We start from the raw sequence: 25,262 nt of genomic DNA on the forward strand, positions 1-25,262 counted from the left end.
AAATGGAAACCTTTGTTTTTTATGAATAACATTTTTCTTATTTTCTTAAAGTATTTTCATTTTCACTCGTTAAAAATCATATAATGTCGAAAAAGGTAGAAAGGATGACGTAACTGGGCGGACTCTTTGCTTCACTTATGCAGCTTTGGTTAGATATTCCTTCATTCCTTGGATATCTTAAGGGTCAGGCTTTTCACAAGCCTTTTACTAAAGAAGAAGAGGCAAAGGCCATTGAACGTTTCATGGCTGGTGATGAACAAGCACGTCTTGATTTAATTGAACGAAACATGAGATTGGTCGCTCACGTTGTAAAAAAGTTCCACCCGGCACATGAACAATTAGACGATTATATTTCAATTGGAACGATCGGTTTAATGAAAGCTGTAAGTAGTTACACACCTGACAAAAAAACTCGTCTAGCAACCTATGCAGCAAGATGTATTGAAAACGAAATTTTAATGCATCTCAGAGCACAGAAAAAAGTACAAAAAGATGTTTCTTTGTTTGAACCCATTGGTGTAGATAAAGAAGGTCAATCTTTGCAAATCAGAGACCTACTTCAAATGGACGAACAACCTGCTATTGAAGTTATTGAACAGAAAGAAAGTTTTGAACAACTCTATGAGTATTTAAATACCCTTGAACCTAGAGAACTAGAAATTATCGTTTATAGATATGGTTTAAATAATAATGATCCACTAACTCAAAAAGAAATTGCAAAAAAACTAAAAATTTCTAGAAGTTACGTTTCTAGAATTGAAAAACGGGCACTTGTGAAATTATATCAGCAATTTAAACACAATCAAATTCAACAGGAGAAAGAAAGAGAAAAAGAGAAAACAGATATCCAATAAAAATGGCTCATTTAAGACGTTACGTCTTAAATGAGCCATATTATTGGATATTTTAGTATGTTGTATCCTCAGTAGTACCGAAATAAGCAACTATACCAATCACCGCAGTAATACATACTGATGCAGCCATAATAAATAACATTGACCATGACCTCCTCACAAATCACATAATAATATCATTGTACCATTTGTAACAATAAATTACTGTTAAATTTTTCACGTTGTCTAACCAATTTATTAAATATCAGTAAATAATCAAATATTTATAGTGCGGTTTGAAGCTAACCTGACTACTTCTAGACTTTTAGTTTTTATAGTTTCGAAATCGTTTTAAGGACAATTTCTGTTGAATGTTTTGCAGCAGTTGGCAAAAATTCATCAAAACTTATATTTGATTCTTTTCCAGCGATATCAGACAACGCACGAATTACAACAAATGGTGTACCAAATTGATAGCATACTTGAGCTACAGCGGCAGCTTCCATTTCACATGCTTTCATGCTTGGGAAGTATTCTCGTACCATTTCCACACGCTTCGGATCGTTCATAAATGAATCCCCTGAACAAATTAAGCCAACAGCATATTGATGTTCACCAACTTCAGCAACCGCTTCTTTTGCGACATTCATTAATCGTTCGTCTGATTTGAATGCAGCAGGTAATTGTGGGACTTGCCCCATCTCATAATTAAAAATTGTTACATCTACATCGTGATGTCGTACTTCATCAGAAATAACAACTGCTCCAACTTCAAGGTTTGGGTCATATCCACCTGCTGATCCTGTATTAATGACCACATCTGGTTTAAATTCATATAACAAAATTGTTGTACCCATTGCAGCATTTACTTTCCCAATGCCACTTTTAAGTAATACAACTTCTTTATCATTATATGTACCAGTAGTAAACTCGCTATTTGCAATAGTCTTTACTTCTGAATTTTTTAGTTCATTTCTTAGTAATTCTACTTCTTCTTCCATTGCTCCGATTACTGCTATTTTCATTCATTTACCTCCATAGCTACCCTTATTGAATGTAGAAATTATCTTTAAAGGAAATTACCAAAATACTAATATGCGCCTTCAATTTCTTTTAATATTTCCATTTTAACAGGTTTCCAACCTTGATTTGCTACCCATTCAATACTTACACGATATTTTTGTTGCTTATCCATTGATGAAACGACTGCAATTGAATTTTCGCTACTTCCGTTATTTTTAACACTCCAATAAATAATATTATCTTCACTTAATCCAACTGCGTTTCGAATTGTTAGTAATTTCTCTTCATAATCAATATGACCTTTTTCATAAGTAGATCTATGTTCGCCACTTTGTTTCGTTGGCGTCACTTCCCAATTCGGGTTAATAATTACCTGCTCTACTATAGGGTCATCTGAATTTTGGGTGATTACCGATTCTGTATTTGTCGAATTTGTTTCTTGTGAATCATTCGGGTGGGCGCTAGTGCCATTATTTGATTCACTACTATTTTCGTTACTATTTGTACTTTCATTATTCGAGTCTTCACCTAAATCTTTACTTGAATCTTGTCCACTAGTACTAGACTCTATAGGTTCATTCTGATCATTATTTTTAGCGACTTGATCAGAAGACTGATTTGTTTCTGTTTCGTTTTTATTTTGAGCTTTTTCGTCATTAGATGTAAAAATAAAGTAAAAGTTAATTAAAATTAATACTGCAACAATTGCTATGAGTACGTTTAGTAGGCGATCTAATTTTTTCCGACCTTGATTTCTATTTGATCTTTTTTTACTTGCAGTGCGGGTTAAAAAGTCATGATCTCGATTAGACATCGATAAAATCCTCCTTAAGGTTACGTCATTAACATTTTATCAGCAGCAAATTTAAAAAGCTTTATTGTCATCTAATTTTAATTTCAATTTTATAAAAACGTCAAAATTGAAAAAGTCGACAAACCTATTTAATATGTTGTCGACTTCTACTATTTTTTCATTACAACTGTTAGTTATTTACAAGTAACTAATGATTACATTATTTAGCTGTACTAATTGAGATAATGCGCACTTCCATATCTCCACCAGGCGTTGTTAATTTAACAACGTCATCTACTTTGCGGCCTAATAAAGCTTTTGCAATCGGAGAATCATTTGAGATTTTACCATCAAATGGGTCTGCTTCTGCAGAACCAACAATTGTATATTCTTCTTCCTCACCATCAGGAAGTTCAATGAATTTTACAGTTTTACCTAATGTAACAATATCGCTTTCGCCTTCAGTTTCTTCAATAATCACTGCATTACGAAGCATCGATTCAATTGTTGAAATACGACCTTCAACGAATCCTTGTTCTTCTTTCGCTGAATCATACTCAGAGTTCTCCGATAAATCACCAAAGCTACGAGCGATTTTTATACGTTCAACCACTTCTTTACGTTTAACCGTAATTAGGTGCTCTAATTCGTCTTCAAGTTTCTTTTTCCCCGCCAAAGTCATCGGGTATTGTCTCTCATTTACCACAATACTTCCTCCTTAATCCCTCACATTAAATACACCAGCTCTATGCAATCGTTTACTTTTTATAAAATAGATGTGCATAGTATAAAACCCGGTTATAAAAATAAGCATATGAAAATTATTGACCATATAGAATGGTTTTCAATATGCTTATTTAATAACCGAATTTTCCATTTGGAATATTGTTATGTTGCATTTATTGTACTTTGTAAATTACATGTAAATAATTCCAATACTTTACTCATCATATTATAGAATGGATGTAGATTCAAGAATAGTTTTAATTTTTGTAACTAATAAATCGATAGCTACTTCGTTCTCCCCACCCTCAGGGATAATTATATCTGCATATCTCTTAGTAGGTTCGATAAATAAGTTGTGCATTGGACGAACTGCTGTCATATACTGCTCTATTACAGAATCAATTGTTCTACCACGTTCCTTAATATCCCTCTCAATGCGTCTAATAATACGTATATCCGCATCTGTATCTACAAATAGTTTGATGTCCATTAAGTCACGCAAACGTTGATCTTCTAAAACTAATATTCCTTCTAAGATAATAACATCCTTAGGGTCAACATGAATGATATCACTTGAGCGTGTGTGTTGAACATAATCATACACTGGTTTGTCGATAGGTTTACGATCTAATAATTGATGTAAGTGATCAATTAATAAATCATTATCAAATGCTAATGGATGATCGTAATTTGTTTTTAAACGTTCTGAAAATGACATATGACTTTGATCTTTGTAATAGTAGTCTTGTTCAATGACAACAACTGAATGCTCGCGGAATACATCATAGATTGAATTCGTCACACTAGTTTTCCCAGAGCACGAACCTCCTGCGATCCCTATTACTAACGGGCGCTTTTTTCCCATTTACTTGTTCTCCTTTCGCATCATGTTGTTTTTGAACAACGGGCGATCTACTTTAAATGTTACGATTTGAAGTGGGTGGTTCGCTACTTCAATTTCTTTACCTTTATCATTCCAGATTTGTCCTACTTCCATTTTAAAGCTTTCAATTTCTGGTCCGAAAAATTCAATTGTGTCACCTTTTTTAAAGTAGTTTCGTTGTTGTAATGTGACCATTTGTGTTTCTTCATTGTAATCGAGTACTAACCCCGCGAAATCCCATTTCATTTGAGCTGGTGCAAAACCAAACATTTGCTGTTTATAGCTTGGTTCGCCTTCAAAGAAACTAGATGCTGTTGCCCTATTCGCACAACGATCAAGTTCTTCTAACCACTCTTTTTTAATTGTAAAATTCTCAGGATCTGCACAATATGCATCAATCACTTTCCGATAAACCGAAATAACTGTTGCAATATAGTGGATTGATTTCATACGTCCTTCAACTTTTAATGAGTCAATACCAAGTTCAATCATGTGTGGGATTGATTCAATCAGTTTTAAATCTTTAGGACTCATTGCAAACGGTGCGTCACCATCTTCAAATAACGCTTTTTCTTCACCGTCTACATTTTCATATAGGTCATAATCCCATCGGCAAGATTGACAGCACCCGCCTCGGTTTGAGTCACGAGCTGTCATATGGTTTGATAATACGCAACGACCTGAATAAGCAATACACATAGCACCATGAACGAATGCTTCAATTTCTATATCTACTTCTTCTTTCATTTTACGCATTTCTTCAGCACCAACTTCACGTGCTAAAACAACACGGTGAAGACCTTCTTGTTTCCAATACTTCACAGCTTTCCAGTTAGATAACGATTGTTGCGTTGAAAGGTGAATTTCTAATTTAGGTGCTACTTTTCGACACGTCTCAATAATAAGTGGGTCTGCAACTATAATTCCTTTTACGCCTACTTCTTCAATAGCTTTTAAGTATTCTTCTAAACCTGCCATATTTTCATTGTGTGCGAAAATATTCGTTGTTACATAAACAACTGCACCATATCTTTTAGCAAATTCAACACCTTCACGCATTTCCTCTATAGAGAAGTTACCTGCATTGGAGCGTAAACCAAACTCTTGCCCACCAATAAATACAGCATCTGCACCATAATGAACAGCAACTTTTAGTTTTTCTAAGCTTCCAGCTGGTGCAAGTAATTCAGGCTTTTTAGTTATGACAGTTTTTCCATTGACTGTTTCACGAATTTTATCATTTTGTATTAACTGTAGCATTTGTTACGCCCCTTTCTTAGTAAACTGTTTCTTTGAAGATAAAACCAGTATCAAGAGGACGCAATGGTGGTTGAATTTCTTCGATTTTTTCTAGTAATTCCTCTTTTACATTTTCATAAGCATCTTCGCCTTGGTCAAAATAAGCATCAATTGCCTGGCGGTAAATGTTTGTTACTGTTGTAATATAGTCCTCTGTTTGTAGAACACCGTCAAATTTCAAAGAATCAATACCAGCTTCAAAAAACTCTGTTAATTCATCAATTAAACACATATCATTCGGTGAAAATATGTGCGTCCCATTTAAATCTTCATAGATTGGATATTTGTTTTTTCTTTCTTTGTCGTGTAAAAACATCTTTTTATTTTCTTTGCGATTTTCTATTTCCATCGCTTCTCCACGATATAAGAAATAATTACCTAACAATTTTCGTTTAGATTGGAACATACAAGTCATACCGTGCACTTGCACTTCGATTTCTAGTTTTGAATTTTCTTTAATTTCGATAATCTCATCTAAAGATAATTCTCGTGCAAGAACAGCTCTTTTAGCTCCACGTTCTGCCCAGTAATTTGCTTGGAACCAGTTAGTAGCTGTCGTTTCAGGGTTCCAGTGTAAAGGAATCGTAATACCAAGTTCACGAACTGCAACTAAAACAGCAGGGTCTCCAAAAATAAGAGCATCTACACCAATTTTTTGCATTTCTTTCAAATAATTATCTAGAGCATCTAGACGGTCATTATGGAAAAGTGCATTCACTGCTACATATACTTTTTTATTAGCTGCATGAATTAGTTCTGTTGCTTCTTGCACTTCTGATACTGTAAACTCTCCAGCTAGACGTAATCCAAATTGTTGTTCACCGATAACAAATGCATCAGCTCCAGCATTAAGCAATTCATTAATATGATCTACTGTTTTTGGAGTTACCAATAACTCTGGTTTTCCCATTTCTTTCACCTCTTAAAACAAATTAATAAACCATCACCAACTGGGAAAAACGTGCTATCATACTCATCATGATTCATTATCCATTCAGAGAAGTTTTTTAAATTACGGATCATTGTTCTTTTTCTTCTTGGCACTTCTTCTAATTTTAAATCGGATAAGCCATGCATGTACATGTTATCGATGTATAATACACCACCCGAAGGTACTAGAGCTGAAAATTTTTCGAAGAAACGCATGTACTGACCTTTTGCCGCATCAATAAAAACAGCATCAAAAGTAGTGTTCTTATCAACATCCACTTCCAACGCATCTCCTTCAATGACCGTAATTCGATTTGCTACTTCAGATCTTGATATAAAATCCTTTGCTAGTGCAACACGTTCAACATCTCTTTCAATTGTTACAATATTACAATCTGGTAATGTAAGTGCCATTCGAATCGCTGAATAACCAATAGCCGTACCGATTTCTAGAATATTCGAAGGTTTTTGTATTCTAAGCATTTGATTTAACACTTCAATTGCAGGCAACTGCATGATTGGTATGTGGTTTGCATCAGCGAAAGATTCCATTTCAACAAGCAAATCGCTTCTAGGTTGTATGAAGGATTCTATATAAGCATTTGAATATTCCATTTGGCTTCATATTCCCTTCAGTAAGTTTTTCGTACATAGCACAACTCGACCTAGTAAGGTCGAGTTGAAATCTTTCCATATGCAGGTATTACTGCTAAGGATAAGTTGGTTTTAAATAGTCTATTTTTTATAAACAAAAAATCACAATATATGATATCACGAAAAGAAAAGGAAAGCGAATTTTTCTCGACTAAAATACTATGAATAAAATCATAGTCCTCGAGGGAAATTCGTTTCCTTTCACAACTAACGAAGATAGGTTTCTATATTTTGCAGATGTTCTTCATAAGTTTTAGCAAAATGATTTATTCCTTCTTTATCAGCTAAAAAGTATAAATACTCTGTATTTGTTGGATTTAACGCAGCTTCAATCGAAGTTTTACCCGCATTTGCAATAGGCCCAGGTGGTAAACCATTAATAACATAGGTATTATATGGACTTTCTACCTTTAAATCTTCGTAAAGCACGCGATCTTTATGTGACCCTAGCGCATATAAAACAGTTGGATCTGTTTGTAATGGCATATCTATCTTAATTCGATTATAAAATACACTTGCAATTGTTTCCCGATCAGTCTGAGCAGTTGCTTCTTCTTCTAACAGGGATGCAAATGTTAATAACTGATGAACAGTCATTTGCTTTTCTTCTAACAATTCGTTATATCCTTTCACAACATCAGCAGTTTGTGAAATCATTGTCGTAACAATTTCATCTAACGATGGATTCTCATCATAGAAAGAATAAGTTGCAGGATATAAATACCCTTCAAGAGAATAACGAATATTTCCTTCTAGTACTTCTTCAGTTATCGTTTCAGGATATGTACCTATCATATCTTGTATAAATTTTTCATCTGTGACTTTTGTCATAAACTCGTCAGCAGAAAACTTTGTATTCTTCTCAATGACTTTTGCAATTTGTTCAAGAGTTAAACCTTCAGGAACTGTGAGAGTAAATACAGGTTCACGATACACTTTCCCTGTTTTCAAACTTTCTATAATTTCATCTAAAGTCATACTTTTAGTCATTGTATAATTTCCAGCTTGGAAATCCGATTCATTTTTAAATTTTGTGTAATATTTAAAAATACGTGCATCCTTAATAATTCCGTTTTCATGTAACGTATTGGCTATCGTTGTTAAACTTGAGCCGATTGGTATTTCAACTTCAATAGCAGTTGTGGAATTTGGATCAACAGGTTCTAGTGCTGATTTCACATATGAATAACCTGCAAATACTACGATACCTATGATTAAAACAATTGCTAATGAAGTGATACCTACAATTTTCCGAACTGTTCTTCCTTCTTGTTTACGTTGTTTTACTTTTTTAAACATCTCTTGTTTTTTGTCTTCTTTCTCTTTTTCCATGGGTGTCCCCCCTTACATCTTTTAATATGATACATAGAAACTATGAAATATTCAAATCATCTTTCATAGTATTTAATTTCATTAAAATAAATCAATTATTAATATTCCCAAATCGCTATTAACATATTCCATTTTTCCCCATGCAAATAAAAAAAGCCGTAATCTTATATAAGATTACAGCTTTTTGTTTTATTTTTCCGTAATAAAATCTAATTCCCGTTCAATTGCAGACCATTCTTCTTCAGAATCAATAGGAATTAGGTCCACCACTTCACCATTTTCACCTGCGATATAAGAAGCCGCAAATATTTCAGTTGCTTCTTCTTCATCTGCAAAGGTATAAAGTATATAAGATTTACCGTATTCCTTTAATTCAAAACGATGTAGAATTTCACAAATCACATCTTCGTTGTCATCATTAGTAATAGTGAAGTAATTCGTTAAATCATTTGAAAACTCATGTACTAATGTATTTAATACTTCTTCAACCATTTCCCATTCTTCATCAGTTTCTAATGATGAAAAATCAGTCATTTCACCATTCTCATCTAATTCATAGCGGAGTGCCGAAACTTCTGTACTTTCCTCTCCATTGTCTTCAATTAATGAGTAAAGTACGTAAGAATGCTCTTCCGAATCAAATGTAAAGATGACCTTACCTTGTTGTTCCTTTCCATCCTCGGTAACTACAGAAATTAATTGGTTTTCCATAAGCACTCCTCCAGTACTATCAAAATTCATTTTTGTACCTATCTAAGAAAGTAGTTACAAATGATGTTAAATATCTTTAAAAAAAGGTAGGCGAACTTGCCTACCTTTTTTTAAATAAAATTATTCGTCATCTTCGTCGTCTAGTTCATCTTCTAAAGTATTTAATACGTCTTCGATTAAATCCCATTCTGCTTCTGTTTCAATTGGTTCTAACTCGCCGTCTTCACCATTTTCAGAAGGAGAAAACGCAGATGCAAAGATTTCGATTTGGCCATCTTCATCTTCTTCTGCTCCTACTAATGAATATAAAACATATGACTTACCAAATTCTTCTGAGTCAAATGTGTAAATTACTTCGCATAATTGCTCATTACCGTCTTCGTCAACAATTGTAATGTGACGGTGTTCGTGATCGTGTTCATGTACCATTATGGTCACCTCTTTAATTTAATAAATACTATTACTAGTTGTTGCGATTGGTTCAATTTCTTTGTGCACCAGTCACTTTTAATACATAGGATGCGGTCGTAGAGAATCTTAAATTATTGAACCTCTACTATCTAAGTATCCTTGTAGGATCATTACAGCCGCCATTTTATCAATGACTTTTTTACGTTTTTTTCTACTAACGTCCGCTTCGATTAGCATTCTTTCAGCAGCCATCGTTGTTAAACGTTCATCCCACAGTTTAACGGGTAATTGGAACGTTTCCTCTAATAACTTCTTATATTGTTCTGATGCTTCACCACGGGGACCAATCGTGTTATTCATATTTTTAGGGAGACCAACAACAAATTCCGTTACAGCATATTCTTTGACAAGCTGTTTTATTCTTTCAATGCCAAACTCGCCTTCATCTTCATTAATTTGAATGGTTTCAATCCCTTGTGCAGTCCAACCAAGTGCATCACTTATTGCAATGCCTACTGTTTTAGACCCAACATCTAAACCCATGACTCTCATTAAATATTATGCCTCATTATTCTTTCTAATATAAAATTTTACGAGCTCCTCTAAAATTTCATCGCGCTCGAGCTTGCGAATTAAATTACGTGCGTCCTGATGGCGAGGGATGTATGCAGGGTCACCTGATAGCAAATACCCAACAATTTGATTAGTAGGATTATACCCTTTTTCTTCCAACGAAGAGTATACCTTTAATAATACTTGTTTAACTTCTTGCTCCATCGATTCTTCTGGGAAACTGAATTTCATTGTTTGATCAAACGAACTCAAGACCAGCACCTCGCTCTCGAAGTTAGGGAGGTTAAGTCCTCCCCATTTTTTTCTATTATAACCTATTCTTTGTATAGAGTTAAATGAAATTCTTAAACTTATGAACTTAATATCGATTTAAATACAAATCTTATGAATACAAAGTTTAACTTAAATCGATTTAACGTAATCATACACAGATTGAAGTGCTTCATCAAGTTTAGACACTTCTTTTGCACCAGCCATTGCCATATCAGGACGACCGCCACCACGACCGCCACAAAGTTCAGCAACTTGTTTTACAATATTACCTGCATGATAATTTCCACCAACTAAGTCTTTTGTCACACCAGCACATAGCATTACCTTATCTCCATCGACTGCACCAAGAACAATGACACCACGATCTAATTTTTCTTTTAAATCATCCATCATTTGTCTAAGTTGATTGTTATCTTTTGCATCAACTCGTGTAGATAGAACTGTTACATCTCCGATAGTTTCTGCTGCATTTAATACTTCACCAGCTTGTGCATTGGCAATTTTCTGTGACAGTGATTCGTTTTCGCGTTGAAGTTCTTTTAACTCATGTTGTAAGTTTTCCACACGATGAACTAAATCTTTAGGATTTGATTTTAATATTGTAGCCGCTTGTTCTAGTAAATGTTGTTCTTCTTTAACAGCTATAAACGCAGCTTTACCAGTTACCGCTTCAATTCGACGGGTACCAGCTCCAATACCGCCTTCTGAAACAATTTTAAATAACCCGATTTCAGACGTACGATTTACGTGAATACCACCACAAAGTTCAACAGAATAATCGCTTACTTGAACAACGCGTACCACATCTCCATATTTTTCACCAAATAGAGCCATCGCACCCATTGCTTTAGCTTCTGCAATTGGCATTTCTTCAATGACTACTTTAATATCTTCCCAGATTTTTTCATTTACAATACGTTCTATTTGTTCTAATTCATCTTTTGTTACTGCACCAAAATGAGAGAAGTCGAAACGTAAACGATCTGGACCAACATACGAACCAGCCTGATTGACATGTTCACCTAAAACATCTTTCAAGGCACTTTGCATAATGTGAGTTGCTGTATGGTTTTTCACAACTAGATTACGCTCATCACGATCAACTGTTGCTTTTACTCCATCATTTAGGTGCATTTCCCCAGATTCAACAATTACAGTGTGTAATGATTGGCCATTCGGAGCTTTTTGAACGTCTTTCACAAACGCTTTGAATGAATCGTTTGAAATAGTTCCGTGATCAGCTACTTGACCACCCATTTCAGCATAGAAAGGAGTTTCAGCTAAAATTACAAGTACTTCATCACCTTCAGATGCAACTTCTACTGTTTGACCATTTGCTACAATTGCTACAACATTTGTAGCAGTTTGTAATGTTTCATAACCTACAAAGTTAGATTCCATTGTTAAGTTTGCTAGTACCTCAGATTGCACTTGCATTGAATCTACATCTGCACGTGCAGCTCTTGCACGCTCACGTTGCACATTCATTGCAACTTCAAAACCTTCTTGGTCTACAGTCATACCTGCTTCTTCAGCATATTCTTCCGTTAGCTCAATTGGGAATCCATACGTATCGTATAATTTGAATGCATCAGCTCCAGGGATCACTGTTAACCCTTGTGCTTTTTGTTTTTCAATTACTTCTGAAAGAATTGCAAGTCCACCATCTAATGTTTCATGGAAACGATCTTCTTCATTTTTAATAACACGTGCAACAAATTCATGTTTTTCTTTCACTTCTGGATAGAAGTCGGACATGATTTCACCAACAGTTGGTACTAACTCAAACATAAATGGCTTTTCAATACCGATTTGTTTTGCATAGCGTACAGCTCTACGTAATAGACGACGTAATACATAACCACGACCTTCGTTTGATGGAAGTGCACCATCTCCAATAGCAAATGCTACTGTACGAATGTGGTCTGCAATAACTTTAAACGGTGTGTTAATATCTTCTGTACTACCGAAAATTTCTTTTAAGTCGATTTCGTTTGGACGTTTATATTTACGGTTTGAATACTGTTCAATCTTTTCAATGATAGGCATGAATAAATCCGTATCATAGTTTGTCGGTACATTTTGTACGATTGAAGTTACACGTTCAAGCCCCATACCCGTATCAATATTTTGTTTCGGAAGCGGTGTGTAAGTGCCGTCAGGATTATGATTGAATTGTGAAAATACTAAGTTCCATACTTCTAAGTAACGTTCGTTTTCTCCACCTGGGTATAGTTCTGGGTCATTTTCATCATTGCCATATTCCGGTCCACGATCATAGAAGATTTCTGAGTTTGGACCAGATGGACCTTCTCCAATATCCCAGAAGTTCCCTTCGATTCTAATTAATCTCTCTTCAGGAATGCCAATTTCATCGCGCCAAACGTTATAAGCTTCCTCATCTTCTGGATGAATTGTAATTGATAATTTTTCAGGATCAAAACCTAACCATTTTGAATCTGTTAAGAATTCCCACGCTAAATGAATTGCTTCTTTTTTAAAATAATCACCGATTGAGAAGTTTCCTAACATTTCGAAAAACGTATGGTGTCGTGCAGTTTTCCCTACATTTTCGATATCGTTTGTACGAATAGATTTTTGTGCATTTGTAATACGTGGGTTGTCTGGAATAACACGACCGTCAAAATATTTTTTTAAAGTCGCAACACCTGAGTTAATCCATAATAATGAAGGGTCATTTATTGGCACTAAGGATGCAGAAGGTTCTTGAGCATGCCCTTTCTCAATAAAGAATTCTAAATATTTGCGTCGAATTTCTGAAGCTTTCATCTTTCATATCCTCCTAAATTGTTGTCATGAAGAGAGTTGAGTTGTTTAACAAGTACTAACCAAATAGAACGAATAAAAAACAAAAAAGCCCCCATCCCAAATAAGGGACGAAGACTATAATCTCGCGGTACCACCCTCGTTATAAATAGCTGTAAGTTTGCATCATACAACTGCTTATATCTCGAGCACTGTAACGTAAGTGAACGGCAGGGATTAGCTGCACTCTGGATTAGCTTTCGGTTACGCATTTGAAAGATTCTTTCAGCCTAAGGAATCTCTTTCTAAATCAAATAGCTTCAACTTACTCTTTCCATCATTGTGTTCTTCATATTCTGTTCTAAATTATATGCGAATGAAATATTTGTGTCAATTACAACCCTTACTATTATTTATTATTAATTTCCCCTAGCGTACAAAGTATTCAGAATAGACAAATTTAAAATTCATATATATATCATTACCACACATAGTTTAGAAATATAAAAAAATAGGGGTTGTCCATATGGATTTATTAACAAATGAATTTTTCACCGGATTGTTAGCAATCATTTTAATTGACCTTGTGTTAGCAGGCGATAATGCTCTTTTAATAGGTATAGTAGCAAAAAACTTACCACGACATCAACAAAAGATGACTATTGTTATTGGAGCAATTACTGCAGTAGTCGTACGGATTCTATTTACATTAGTTGCAGTGAGATTACTAGAAATTGACGGACTTTTGTTAGTTGGTGGGGTGTTGTTGCTTTATATCGCCTATAAAATTTTATTAGCAGATCAACAAGTCAATATAAAACCAAGTAAAAATACTTTCTTAGGTGCTATTGGTACAATACTATTAGCAGATTTACTTATGGGAATCGATAATATTATTGCAGTAGCAGGAGTAGCAGATGGAAATTCATTACTAATCATGATTGGTTTAGCTATCTCTATTCCTATTGTTATTTGGGGAAGTACATTAGTTATTAAATTATTAGAAAAATTCCCTATTATCCTTTTCGTTGGTACTGGAATTTTAGCATATACAGCAGCTAAGATGATTGCACATGATGCTTATATGGCTCATTTCTTTCCTACAGAAAGTTCAATCCATAAGTTTCAAGCAATCGTTGTATTAGTTGTTCTTTTTGTAAGCATTACAATGAAATCTATTCTTATGATTAAGAGTGAAAAAGCCGTCCACAAATAGTGGACGACTTTTTTGTTTAGTAACGATATCTGTTTCGAGTTCCTAAAATAAGGATAATCGCTGGGATAGTAAATACAACCATTCCCAAAAAGGCTAAGCCTGGTTGAATCTTATAAAGATAGCCACCCCATAAAGTCAGTAATGCAGCACTTAAACTCATTGCTAAAGCAGAATATATTCCCTGTGCATTGGAGAATTGTTGTTTAGGTAGTGTTCTCGTAATATATTGAATAAATGCAAAATGTGCCATAGCAAAGGATAAAGAATGTAAGGTTTGTGAAAAGATAAACGACCATACATTCGGAAATAACCAAATAATAATCCATCGAACAGTTGAGGCAATTGCAGCTATCAATAATAATGTAGAAGTTCGATAATTTGAAAATACTTCCGCCTTAGTTAAATAAATAACTTCAAAGATTACAGCTACATTTAATATGATTCCGATATAGATTGGATTTACCCCTAAAAATTGTAAGTACAAATAACTATAATTGTAGTAAGATGCAAGGGCACCTTGTAATAGAATAACAATAAATAAAATTAGTGAAAATCCTTTAATTTTGAAAAGTCCGCGCATAGAATACGAACCTTTACGATCTTCCACAGTCGGTTGTACTTTTAAACTTGCTGGTGTTGGCATCGCTTGAATTAATAATAATATGAGTAGCGACACAATCATACACCATAGAATGGCATTTTCATTAAAAACACTTATAATTCCACTAATAATGAATACAGCAACAACAAACCCTATCGAACCATACGACCTGCTTTTACCGTACTTTACATTCCCTTCTTGTACAAGAACCGTCGCTCCACTTTCAATCGCAGGAAGCAGCGAAGGGTAAAACAAACTAAAAACAAATGTAATAATAAACAATGAGGTAAATGAATTAGCTGGGATATAAGTTAGAGTTATGAGAAGAGAGCCAATTACTAACAATACAATCAGTTTTTTATTACTTAAAAATTTTGAAGCAAGGGGAAAGGCAAATAAAGTTGCGATGGCTCGTGCAATTAGCCCCATTCCCATAATGAAACCAACCTCTGTTACATTAAGACCTTTGCCTTCTGCTAACCAGCCAGACCAATATTGTAAAAATACCCCCCAAGTAAAGAAAAAGATAAAGAAATTTTGAGATAGCCAACGTTGATTATTCATAAAATAAGTTATCCTCCATAGTAAAAACGTCCATTACGCAAACTTTAGCATAATGGACGAACCGTACTAAACGTTTCATTTATCTATCATTGTACTATATACAATAATAAATCTACCCGATTTAGTATTAATTCATAATTTTTTTAATATCTTCAATTAGTTCTTGGCAACTCTCTTTTGTTGTTGCCCACGATGTAACAAATCGAATTGCGAGTCCACCTGGCACTTCTTCCCAAACTTCAAAATCGTATAATTCACTTAACGACTCGACTACTTCTTTACTAAAAATCGGGAATATTTGGTTTGTTGAAGACTCACTAAAAAATGGCACATTTAAGTCTTTAAGTTCGTTTGTTAAAAATCTTGCAAGGTCATTCATATGATATCCAATTGTTGAATAGAGATCATCTTGAAATGCTCTTTCAAATTGAATTGCAACTACGTAACCTTTTGCTAGAAGTGCACCTTTATTTTTAATATGATGTCTAAAATATGGTTTTAAGCGATCGTTAAATAATACTATGGCTTCCCCACTTAAGAAACCTGTCTTCGTTCCACCAATATAAAAACAGTCACATAAATCTTTAAACATATTTAACGAAATATCACTTGCTGCTAAAGCACTTGAAAGACGAGCTCCATCAATAAATAAATATAATTGATGCTCTCTACAATAATTGTAAATTGCTTTCATCTCATCGTAACTATATATAGTACCAAGTTCAGTGGATTGGGAAATGTAAACCATTCCTATTTTCACCATATGTTCGTCATAATGCGCTTTCAGAGCATGCTCAATATCGATGGGTCTTAACTTTCCATCTACACCCTCTTCTGTCACAACTTTGTGTCCAGTAGCTTCAATCGCACCAGTTTCATATACATTGATGTGGGCAGTACTACACGCAAGTACCGCTTCAAAAGGACGTAGTATATACGAAATTATTGTAGCGTTCGCTTGTGTTCCACCTGTTACAAAATGAATATCACAATCTTCAGTTTCAAGTTTTTGTTTAATTAATTTTTTCGCATTTTCAGAATGTCTATCCATTCCATAGCCTTTATTTTGCTCATTACTAGCTTGCAGTAATGCTTCTAGTAATGCTGGATGACCTAGTTCACTATAATCATTTCGAAAACTATATTTCATAAGAAGACCCCACTCACTTCATGAAGTTTATTGAGTTCTTGTTAGTAAACTTCTATAAGAACCATAAAACATCATATCATGTGAGGCAAAATATTTTTATACTTTTTTAAAATGATGTAATTTTCAAAATTTAATCAATTAAAAAACCCAGGGAAACTAGTTCCTGGGCATTTAGATATTAGGAGTATCTGGAAATTGTTTGTTCTAGTTTATTACTAAGATTGGGAAGATCATCCACTGATACCGAAAGGCGAACGTGACTTTCATCTGCATCTAACGCTTCTGCTAAAAATCCACCAAAACCTCGTGCTCGACGGTCTACTTGCATTAAAATATCCACTTGAGTTTCCGTTTGTGATAAGAAAACAATTTCTAGTTCATCTAGTCTCCCACGGAAAGGACCACTTACTGGCACATACTCGAATTCTTGAATAAATGGATATTTACTACGATATTTATAAGAAGCTTTTTCACATTCTGCCTTTCGTAATACGAATCCAAGGTTTTGCACCTCATTTAATAATCTAGCCGCAATTCCTGACGGGCGGATATCGATATAATCTTTATCTTCAGAGTCAGCACCACTTCGGATGTCTAATTCAGTTTTAATCCAAACTTTTGTACTTCCGACTGTGATTGGCATATCATATGGTAACTGGAATGAAAATGGAAGTGTTTTCCTTTCATTCGGCTTAATGACAAACGGCTCACTCACCCGATATTTTTCTATAGGCGCTTTTGACGTATATTTATGATCATCTACTTCTTTAATATACGTTGTGTATAATGTTAAAAAAATTGCATCAATTTGTTGTTCAACATTGCCACCATAAATCTCAACTTCCCCACGAATAATTTCTCCAGCTTCGTAAGAAGACTTCGCTAATTTTGTATCTACTTTTGATGAACCAATACCAATACTCGCTAAAACTTTATTGAAAAATGACATACCGATCACTCCTCCTTTTCAAATAAAAACGTCTATATTTATTACGAACGAAGAGTGAAAAAGATTCCCAAAAGTTACTCATTTGGATATTTTTTTTGTACGTATTGGATGTCCGATTGAATAAACTCTTTTAATACATTTTCGTCAATATCTGCTAACTTGTTAATATATACACAGGACTTACCTGTTGTAAATTTCCCAAATCGACTTAGCAATTCTTCTCGGTTAGGTAAATCTGGTGAAAAATATAGACTAATTTTTGATTTACGAGGTGAAAATCCAGCAAGTGGCGCATCACCTTCATGGCCTGAACCATATTTGTAATGATATGTGCCAAACCCAATAATACTTGGTCCCCACATCTTTGCTACATAACCAGTTGTTTCTTCATAAATTTTTAATAATTTATATGCATCTTCACGTTTCTTTTCACTTTCAACACTTTCAATAAATTCTACGACACTGTTATCTGTAAATTTTGTTTTTATTTCATACTTTGCCACCGAAATAACCTCCAAATATTCTAATTGGAAAAAGTATACCAATAAAAATTATTCTATGAAAAGTAAAACCACCAAATACAATAAAAACCTGTTTTAAAGGCTTAACCTTTAAAACAGGTTTCAAATTTCAAAACTGAAATTTTACTAGAACTCTCGCATTAATGGTGATTAGACCTTGTTCAATTGGCGTTTGGAGAGACTCCTGTGTCATTGCGACAGCTCTATACAGAATGGGTGGTGCTTCTACACTTTCTTCTACAATCTCAATTGGCAGTGGATGCATCGGAAGATTCATTGATTCAGCAATAGTTCTAGCCTTTTCAACAGCATTATACAAAGCAATTTGCAACGCTTGATTGTAATATAAATTTTCATTATCTAATTTAAACTCAAGAGAAGAAATTCGATTTGCTCCATTTCTTATTGCAGTATCAATTACAATACCAACCTGGTTTATATTTCGAATTTTTACAGTCAAAGCATTTGTCACTTCGTATCCTCTAAACACTTGCCGTCCATCAACGTAATCGTACTGTGGAAAAACTGAAAATGACGACGTTTGAATATCTTCTCTAAAAATACCAAGTGAAAGCAATGCTTGAATCACTTGGTTCATCTTATTTGCATTCTCTCTTTGTGCTTCACTCAGATCCTCTGACTGTGTGACAACCTCAATTCGTATTTCCGCAAAATTCGGTGGAACACTAATTTCTCCATTCCCATTTACTGTGATTACACGAGACTTTTGTGTTAGATGTCGACTATATTTATGGTCCAATTTGTTCCCCTTTCTTAAGACCTAATATAATGAATAAAATCAAGTACGACAGGCTCAGCACCTAACGAGCGAAGTTTCGAGTTAATTTGTCCCCGATGATAATGACCATGTAAACAAACGTGGGTTAATATTTCCCGAATTGTATTTTGGAATTCATTACCTTTACTATTTTTATAAGTAATGTTTTTATCTAAATCTTCTTTATTTACAATTAACAAATATGAAATAATATTCTCTTCATTTTTCTTCACTAATTGCTCACAAAATTTTAAATCTACTTCCGCCCAAATGGGTAGTTTAGAACTGTCAATTCCTTGTAAACGTGCCATCCATACTATTTCAGAAAATAAAATATGGGAAAATAAACGAATCACCTCTTGCTGTTCCTCATTTATAGTATGCAAAGTAGCAAGAATTCGTTTATTTGCCCAAATTAAATGTTCATACATTTTTTGAATGGTTTCCAACAATGCACATCCTTAAATAGTTTTAACTCAACATATGCTTTTCATTGCAATTGTTGAACTAATGATTGATAAAAACCCCTACACCGAAATGCAGGGGTCAAAGGTTTTAAGAATCTTCTTCCATAAAGTCGAAAGGCGAAACACCATTCATACCGATGAGCGGATGTACTGTATGGACCGTTTCTGTTGTTAAAGCTGGTATTACCGCTTCACCTAAAACGGTAAAAATTTCTTGTTGTTCCTTTACGTCACTTATTGGCGTAACTTTTTGTTGATTGTTTGTTTGTATTTCCGTTGATACAACTTCATCTATAAGCACTTCTTCTGGTTCCATCGGATTCAATCTTGCTCTTAAACTTGTAAGTCGTTGTAAGTCATCGGTTTTATTTAATCCTGTTGTAAATACTTCCGGTTCTCCACACAGAATTAAGAAATTTTTTGCCCTAGTTATACCTGTGTACAGTAAATTTCTTCTTAACATTTTTGAGTAGCCACGAACAATTGGCATAATAACTGTTTGGAATTCACTTCCTTGGGATTTATGAATAGAACAACAATAGGCTAATGTTATTTGATTCAAATCAGCTCGCTGATAAGTGATTTCATTTCCATCAAAAGATACGACTAGTAAATCCTGTTTTTCTATGTTTTCTTTTGCTTTAATAATGGCAATAACTTCACCCATGTCACCATTAAACACGTTACTTTCAGGTTGATTTACTAGTTGCAGTACTTTATCGCCAATTCGGTAGACTACATCACCATAGGCTAATTCTTTTCTCGTTCCATCAACATTTGGATTGACTAACTCTTGAATTTTTTTATTCAGCTGATCGATCCCCGCTGGCCCTTTATACATTGGGGCGAGTACCTGTATATCACGAATCGATTGACCTTTAGAAATTGCACTTTTTACAATTTGTGTAACTACACTTGGAATTTGATCTGCAGAAGATTTAATGAATGAACGATCAACAGTCTTCTCAACAATTTTTCCTACGTGAGGGATGGCCCCTTTTTTAATTTGATGGGCTAGTTCAATAATTGTTGAACCTTCTGCTTGACGATAGACATCTTTCAACTCAACTGTTGGGATTTGCTTAGATGCCAACAAATCTTTTAATACTTGTCCAGGTCCTACAGGTGGCAACTGGTCCTGGTCACCTACAAAGACGACTTGCGCATCTTCATTTATGCTTTTTAATAGTTGGTGTGCAAGCCAAGTATCCACCATGGACATTTCATCGATGATTATAAGTCTTCCGTCAATTTCTCTTTCTGTTTCCTCTTCTTTTTCAAGACCATTAAACCCTAACAAACGATGGATTGTCATAGCTGGCAACTCAGTCGATTCAGCCAATCTTTTTGCAGCACGACCAGTTGGTGCAGCTAAGACTATAGGAAATGGTTCTTCTTTTTTCGCATATTCTTTTGGGTTCAAGGAAAGACCATTCAGCTCAGCATAAACTTCTACCAAACCACGAATGACGGTAGTTTTACCCGTACCTGGACCGCCTGTTAAGATCATAACTGAAGAGTTTAATGCACATTCAATGGCACTTGCTTGAGTTTCAGCATAGGTAACATTAAAGCGTTCTTCCACTTCACCAATCGCTTTTCGAATATCGTCTTTTGTAAACCGTTGTTGCTTTTTATTTTGAGATAAAAGCTCAATAATTTTTGAAGCAATCCCAATTTCACTAAAATACAATGACGGTAAATATAATCTCGTTTCTTCTCCACAAATTTTGCTTTCTTCGCGCATTTCAATAACAGCTTTTGATATTGCGTCATATGGGATTTCTTCACGTTGACTTTGTTCTAAAATTGCTTTAACTTGCGGTAAAACTTGTTCTGCATCCAAATATACATGTCCGTCCGATAATGATGCATTCGTTAACACGTGTATTACGGCAGCTTTAATTCGATCAGGATGATTTCCTGTAATACCTAGCTTTGCACCTAATTCGTCCGCTCGATTAAACCCTACACCTTCAACATCTTCTATCAGTCTGTATGGATTTTCAGTTAAAAGTGAAATTGTATCTTCTCGGTACGTTTGATAAATTTTCATTCCCAACTGTGGACCAAAGCCCCACTGGTTAAGTTGTATAATAATCCGTTCCAACCCTAAATTTTGTTCCAGTGTTTCGCGAATTGCGACCTTTTTGTCCTCTTTTAAACGTGGAATAATATCTAAAGCACTTGGATCTTCCATAATTTTTTTTATAGCATCAGCTCCAAGCTTTTCAACAATAATTTCTGCGGTTTTTCGTCCAACCCCAGGAAACAAATCACTAGATAAATAATGAACAACACCTTGTTCTGTTGCAGGAACTTCTTTTTCAAATGTCTCTGCTTGGAACTGTTGTCCATATTTCGGATGATTTTTTAGCACACCAGTAAATCGATATAAATCTTCTTCCGATAAATTTGGGAAATACCCAACTACAATAATCTCTTTCTCGTCAAATTGTAGATTTGTTTCTTGTATTTTCACTCGTGTAATTGAATACATATTGGAGGGGTTATGGAAAATGGATACGATTGGCCGACCGAGAACGAATAATTTACTCGTCTCAAATAAATTATTATTTACCATATTTTCAACCTCCCCTACACTTTTCTAGTACATTTGATTTTATCATAACCAATAATAACTGTCTTTCTTACTTATACAAATATCCATCTATTATATATATTGATTTTCATAATATTGAGACAATGTTATGATAAATTAATGGAAAGATAGAAAGAAAGTAGTGAGGAATTTGGAATTTAGACCATGTATTGATCTACATGATGGGAAAGTAAAACAAATTGTTGGTAGTACATTAGGATATTCAAATCAATCCGTCGTAGAAAATTTTATATCTGAACAAGATTCTGCCTATTATGCGAAGATGTTTAAAGAAGATGGATTAACTGGTGGTCATGTCATTATGCTTGGCTCCGGCAACGAAGAAGCAGCCATTTTAGCATTACAGTCATACCCTAGTGGGTTACAAGTGGGTGGGGGCATTCGTGCAGACAGTGCAAAGAAATATATTGACGCAGGAGCCTCACATATTATTGTCACTTCATACATATTCCATGATGGCCTCTTAGATTTAGAGAGACTAGAAAAGTTAGTCGATGCTGTAGGAAAAGAACATGTAGTAATTGACCTAAGTTGTCGTAAACGTGATGGTAAATGGTTTGTAGTTACAGATAAATGGACAAAGTTTAGTAATTTTGAAGTGAATGAGGAATCAATTTCTTATATTGAGCAATTTTGCGACGAGTTGTTAATCCATGCTGTAGATGTTGAGGGCAAGCGTAGCGGTATGCAAGAAGAATTAGTTCGCGATTTAGCAAAATGGACTTCAATCCCAACTACCTATGCAGGCGGAGTAAGATCTTTGGAAGATTTGAAAAAGTTTGAGCAACTTTCTGAAGGCAAATTACACGTTACTATAGGGAGTGCGTTAGATATTTTTGGTGGCGATTTAAGCTACAGAGATGTTGTGGAGTATTGTAGAAAAAAATAAAATTCAGAGGAATTATTGGACGTCTTTTTTGTGTGATACAATCTAGAATAATTAAAGTATTAACTTAGACATTAAGATTCTCCTAAAATGTATTAATTATGCTACTTATTAGACAAAAAATCAGGATTCTCTTAAAAAATGTCTAGATAAAGCGATTTATTAGACAAAAAATCTTGATTCTCTCTGAAAATGTCTAAATGAAGCCATTTTTTAGACAAGAAATCTTGTTTCTCTTGGAAAATGTCTAAATGAAGTCATTTTTTAGACAAAAAATCTTGATTCTCTTGAAAAATGTCTAGATAAAGCGATTTATTAGGCAAAAGTAATGATTCACTTTAAAAAATGTCTAGATAAGATTCGAATATATGGCATACGATTTAAAATCGTATGCCTTTTTTTGATTAGTTCCATATAAAAAAACGACCTATTTGTTAGGTCGTTCATTTCGAGATAGTTAATTAAACCGTTGACTAACCATATCGTAAATATATTTTGCTTGATCGAATTCGGGAGCAATAGTATAAGCCTGCTTTAAATGATATAAAGCTGCATTTGAGTCTTCTGATGATACCGCGTAAAGAACACCAAGATTATAGTGTGCATCCGCGTTGTTACTATCCTTTTCTATTACAAATTCCAGCTCACTTTTAGCTAAATCAAACATTTCTAACGTACATAGTAAGATGCCATATGAAAGTCTAATTTGTAAATCTTCTGGGGCTAACTCAGCTGCCCTTTGCATGTAAGGTAAAGCTAATTTATATTTTTCATCTCGTTCAAAGGATTTTGCTAACATGTAGTAAGCATCTGCTCCTTCGATTCCAAGGTCAATAGATTTTTGATATAACTTAGCTGCTTCAATATAACGTTCTGAATCATAATAAAGATTAGCCAAACCATAATAAGCAGTTGCTGTCTTTTCATCTACTGTAATTGCTTTTTGGAAAAATCGTTCTGCACGTTCCAAATCATTCATAGCGGCTAATAAATTCCCGAAGTTTACATAACCAATTGCATTGTCAGGATTACTTTCTATAGCTTCTGTAAATGCTTTTGCTGCATCTTCATATCGCTTTTCCTGAAAGGCCTTAATTCCAATTTCGTTATAATCCATACATAACACCTCTAAACAAAATGAATAGGCGGCCGCATCACACAACCGCCTATAATTATTTAACCAACATATGTTAGTTTTTCATTATTATTAAACACTTCATCAATCGTACCGCCACCTAAACACACTTCTCCATCATATAAAACAACAGCTTGACCTGGTGTAATAGCACGAACAGGTTCTTCAAAAATAATATGGGCAGTCCCGTCTTCTAATAATTCAACTTCAACAGGCGAATCTTCCTGTCTGTAGCGGAATTTTGCGGTACAACTAAACTTCTTCGCTCTTTCTTTCGTTGAAGTAAAATTCATTTTTACTGCTTTTAATGAAGTGGAATATAATGCTTCGTGGTGGAAGCCTTGACCAACATATAAAACATTACGCTTTAAGTCTTTTCCTAGTACAAACCATGGATCTCCATCTCCACCAATACCTAAACCGTGACGTTGACCAATTGTGTAATACATAAGACCATCATGCGTTCCCATTACTTTGCCGTCAAATGTTTCCATTTTACCAGGTTGAGCAGGTAGGTATTGACTTAAAAATTCTTTAAAATTACGTTCTCCAATAAAACAGATTCCTGTTGAATCTTTTTTCTTAGCAGTCGCTAACCCTGCTTCTTCCGCAATTTTACGTACTTCTGGTTTTTCAATACCACCAATTGGGAACATAACATGTTTTAACTGTTCTTGAGATAATTGATTTAAGAAATACGTTTGATCTTTGTTACGGTCAATTCCTCGCAGCATAGCAACTTCCCCATCACGCTCTTCTACACGAGCATAATGACCTGTAGCTAAATAATCTGCACCCAATTTTAAGGCATGTTCTAAAAAGGCTTTAAATTTAATTTCTTTATTACACATTACATCTGGATTTGGTGTTCTTCCAGCCTTATATTCCTCTAGGAAGTACGTAAACACCTTATCCCAATATTGTTTTTCAAAATTGACCGCGTAATAAGGAATGCCGATTTGATTGCACACTTTTATGACGTCATCATAATCTTCAGTCGCTGTACATACACCAAACTCGTCGGTATCATCCCAGTTTTTCATGAAGATTCCGATGACATCATACCCTTGCTGCTTTAGTAAATAAGCAGCTACGGATGAGTCGACCCCACCAGACATTCCAACGACTACACGAATTTTTGATGGGTCTTTCGTTTCTAACATTA

General features: G+C 34.6%; 25 protein-coding genes. 3 read left to right on the forward strand and 22 right to left on the reverse strand.

What is annotated here, in order from left to right:
* Positions 1-113 precede the first annotated feature (113 nt).
* Positions 114-854, forward strand: a complete 741-nt coding sequence (gene sigK, locus CRO45_RS04000) for an RNA polymerase sporulation sigma factor SigK (protein WP_170949412.1) — start codon at positions 114-116, stop codon at positions 852-854.
* A 311-nt stretch (positions 855-1,165) separates the two neighbouring features.
* Here sigK and mtnN read toward each other — a convergent pair whose 3' ends face one another.
* From mtnN to alaS, 13 genes are all read right to left on the reverse strand, one after another.
* Positions 1,166-1,858, reverse strand: a complete 693-nt coding sequence (mtnN, locus tag CRO45_RS04005; protein WP_097148345.1) for a 5'-methylthioadenosine/S-adenosylhomocysteine nucleosidase — start codon at positions 1,856-1,858, stop codon at positions 1,166-1,168.
* Between the two features lie 65 nt (positions 1,859-1,923).
* A complete protein-coding gene (locus CRO45_RS04010) occupies positions 1,924-2,670 on the reverse strand; it encodes a YrrS family protein (RefSeq protein ID WP_097148346.1) in 747 nt (248 codons plus the stop codon).
* 199 nt (positions 2,671-2,869) lie between these two features.
* Entirely contained in the window at positions 2,870-3,355 is a 486-nt protein-coding gene (greA, locus tag CRO45_RS04015; RefSeq protein WP_097148347.1) for a transcription elongation factor GreA, read from the reverse strand.
* Between the two features lie 246 nt (positions 3,356-3,601).
* Positions 3,602-4,240, reverse strand: a complete 639-nt coding sequence (gene udk / locus CRO45_RS04020; RefSeq protein WP_097148348.1) for a uridine kinase — start codon at positions 4,238-4,240, stop codon at positions 3,602-3,604.
* Positions 4,241-5,518 (reverse strand): peptidase U32 family protein, encoded by a 1,278-nt coding sequence (locus CRO45_RS04025; RefSeq protein ID WP_097148349.1) that lies wholly within the window; start codon positions 5,516-5,518, stop codon positions 4,241-4,243.
* A gap of 16 nt (positions 5,519-5,534) precedes the next feature.
* On the reverse strand, positions 5,535-6,467 hold the full coding sequence (locus CRO45_RS04030) for a peptidase U32 family protein (protein WP_097148350.1): 933 nt from the start codon (positions 6,465-6,467) through the stop codon (positions 5,535-5,537).
* Positions 6,468-6,472: 5 nt separating this feature from the next.
* Positions 6,473-7,102, reverse strand: a complete 630-nt coding sequence (locus CRO45_RS04035; protein ID WP_097148351.1) for an O-methyltransferase — start codon at positions 7,100-7,102, stop codon at positions 6,473-6,475.
* 246 nt (positions 7,103-7,348) lie between these two features.
* Positions 7,349-8,473: an endolytic transglycosylase MltG gene (mltG, locus tag CRO45_RS04040; protein ID WP_097148352.1), complete on the reverse strand. Its 1,125-nt coding sequence runs from the start codon at positions 8,471-8,473 to the stop codon at positions 7,349-7,351.
* A 189-nt stretch (positions 8,474-8,662) separates the two neighbouring features.
* Positions 8,663-9,184: a DUF1292 domain-containing protein gene (locus CRO45_RS04045; RefSeq protein ID WP_097148353.1), complete on the reverse strand. Its 522-nt coding sequence runs from the start codon at positions 9,182-9,184 to the stop codon at positions 8,663-8,665.
* Positions 9,185-9,304: 120 nt separating this feature from the next.
* Positions 9,305-9,613, reverse strand: coding sequence for a DUF1292 domain-containing protein (locus tag CRO45_RS04050; RefSeq protein WP_097148354.1), 309 nt, complete (start codon positions 9,611-9,613; stop codon positions 9,305-9,307).
* 108 nt (positions 9,614-9,721) lie between these two features.
* Positions 9,722-10,147 carry a Holliday junction resolvase RuvX gene (gene ruvX / locus CRO45_RS04055; protein ID WP_097148355.1) on the reverse strand — a complete coding sequence of 142 codons (426 nt, stop codon included), beginning with the start codon at positions 10,145-10,147 and terminating at the stop codon, positions 9,722-9,724.
* Positions 10,148-10,153: 6 nt separating this feature from the next.
* Positions 10,154-10,420: an IreB family regulatory phosphoprotein gene (locus CRO45_RS04060; RefSeq protein ID WP_097148356.1), complete on the reverse strand. Its 267-nt coding sequence runs from the start codon at positions 10,418-10,420 to the stop codon at positions 10,154-10,156.
* A 150-nt stretch (positions 10,421-10,570) separates the two neighbouring features.
* Positions 10,571-13,231 (reverse strand): alanine--tRNA ligase, encoded by a 2,661-nt coding sequence (gene alaS, locus CRO45_RS04065; protein WP_097148357.1) that lies wholly within the window; start codon positions 13,229-13,231, stop codon positions 10,571-10,573.
* A 502-nt stretch (positions 13,232-13,733) separates the two neighbouring features.
* Between alaS and CRO45_RS04070 the strand changes: the two genes are divergently transcribed.
* Positions 13,734-14,423: a YjbE family putative metal transport protein gene (locus tag CRO45_RS04070; protein WP_097148358.1), complete on the forward strand. Its 690-nt coding sequence runs from the start codon at positions 13,734-13,736 to the stop codon at positions 14,421-14,423.
* A 16-nt stretch (positions 14,424-14,439) separates the two neighbouring features.
* Here the strand turns inward: CRO45_RS04070 and CRO45_RS04075 are convergent, their stop codons facing one another.
* The 7 genes from CRO45_RS04075 to recD2 form a co-directional block, all read right to left on the reverse strand.
* Positions 14,440-15,588, reverse strand: a complete 1,149-nt coding sequence (locus tag CRO45_RS04075; RefSeq protein WP_097148359.1) for an MFS transporter — start codon at positions 15,586-15,588, stop codon at positions 14,440-14,442.
* 127 nt (positions 15,589-15,715) lie between these two features.
* Positions 15,716-16,738 (reverse strand): threonine aldolase family protein, encoded by a 1,023-nt coding sequence (locus CRO45_RS04080; protein ID WP_097148360.1) that lies wholly within the window; start codon positions 16,736-16,738, stop codon positions 15,716-15,718.
* 178 nt (positions 16,739-16,916) lie between these two features.
* Positions 16,917-17,687 carry a sporulation protein gene (locus tag CRO45_RS04085; protein WP_097148361.1) on the reverse strand — a complete coding sequence of 257 codons (771 nt, stop codon included), beginning with the start codon at positions 17,685-17,687 and terminating at the stop codon, positions 16,917-16,919.
* Positions 17,688-17,761: 74 nt separating this feature from the next.
* Positions 17,762-18,190, reverse strand: a complete 429-nt coding sequence (locus CRO45_RS04090; protein WP_097148362.1) for a DUF1801 domain-containing protein — start codon at positions 18,188-18,190, stop codon at positions 17,762-17,764.
* Positions 18,191-18,317: 127 nt separating this feature from the next.
* Entirely contained in the window at positions 18,318-18,968 is a 651-nt protein-coding gene (locus CRO45_RS04095) for an SIMPL domain-containing protein (protein ID WP_097148363.1), read from the reverse strand.
* 14 nt (positions 18,969-18,982) lie between these two features.
* Complete coding sequence (locus CRO45_RS04100) at positions 18,983-19,435, reverse strand: DinB family protein (protein WP_097148364.1); 453 nt, start codon at positions 19,433-19,435, stop codon at positions 18,983-18,985.
* Positions 19,436-19,541: 106 nt separating this feature from the next.
* Positions 19,542-22,037 (reverse strand): SF1B family DNA helicase RecD2, encoded by a 2,496-nt coding sequence (gene recD2, locus CRO45_RS04105; protein ID WP_097148365.1) that lies wholly within the window; start codon positions 22,035-22,037, stop codon positions 19,542-19,544.
* A 169-nt stretch (positions 22,038-22,206) separates the two neighbouring features.
* Here recD2 and hisA point away from each other — a divergent pair, with 169 nt between their 5' ends.
* A complete protein-coding gene (gene hisA, locus CRO45_RS04110) occupies positions 22,207-22,965 on the forward strand; it encodes a phosphoribosylformimino-5-aminoimidazole carboxamide ribotide isomerase (protein WP_097148366.1) in 759 nt (252 codons plus the stop codon).
* Positions 22,966-23,419: 454 nt separating this feature from the next.
* On the opposite strand, the gene CRO45_RS04115 is transcribed toward hisA, so the two are convergent.
* Both CRO45_RS04115 and mnmA read right to left on the reverse strand, forming a co-directional pair.
* Positions 23,420-24,079, reverse strand: a complete 660-nt coding sequence (locus CRO45_RS04115; protein WP_097148367.1) for a tetratricopeptide repeat protein — start codon at positions 24,077-24,079, stop codon at positions 23,420-23,422.
* A 59-nt stretch (positions 24,080-24,138) separates the two neighbouring features.
* Positions 24,139-25,260 (reverse strand): tRNA 2-thiouridine(34) synthase MnmA, encoded by a 1,122-nt coding sequence (mnmA, locus tag CRO45_RS04120; RefSeq protein ID WP_097148368.1) that lies wholly within the window; start codon positions 25,258-25,260, stop codon positions 24,139-24,141.
* Positions 25,261-25,262: the final 2 nt, after the last annotated feature.

Origin of the sequence: Ureibacillus acetophenoni, from assembly GCF_900220965.1 — a bacterium.
Taxonomy (GTDB): Bacteria; Bacillota; Bacilli; order Bacillales_A; family Planococcaceae; genus Ureibacillus; species Ureibacillus acetophenoni.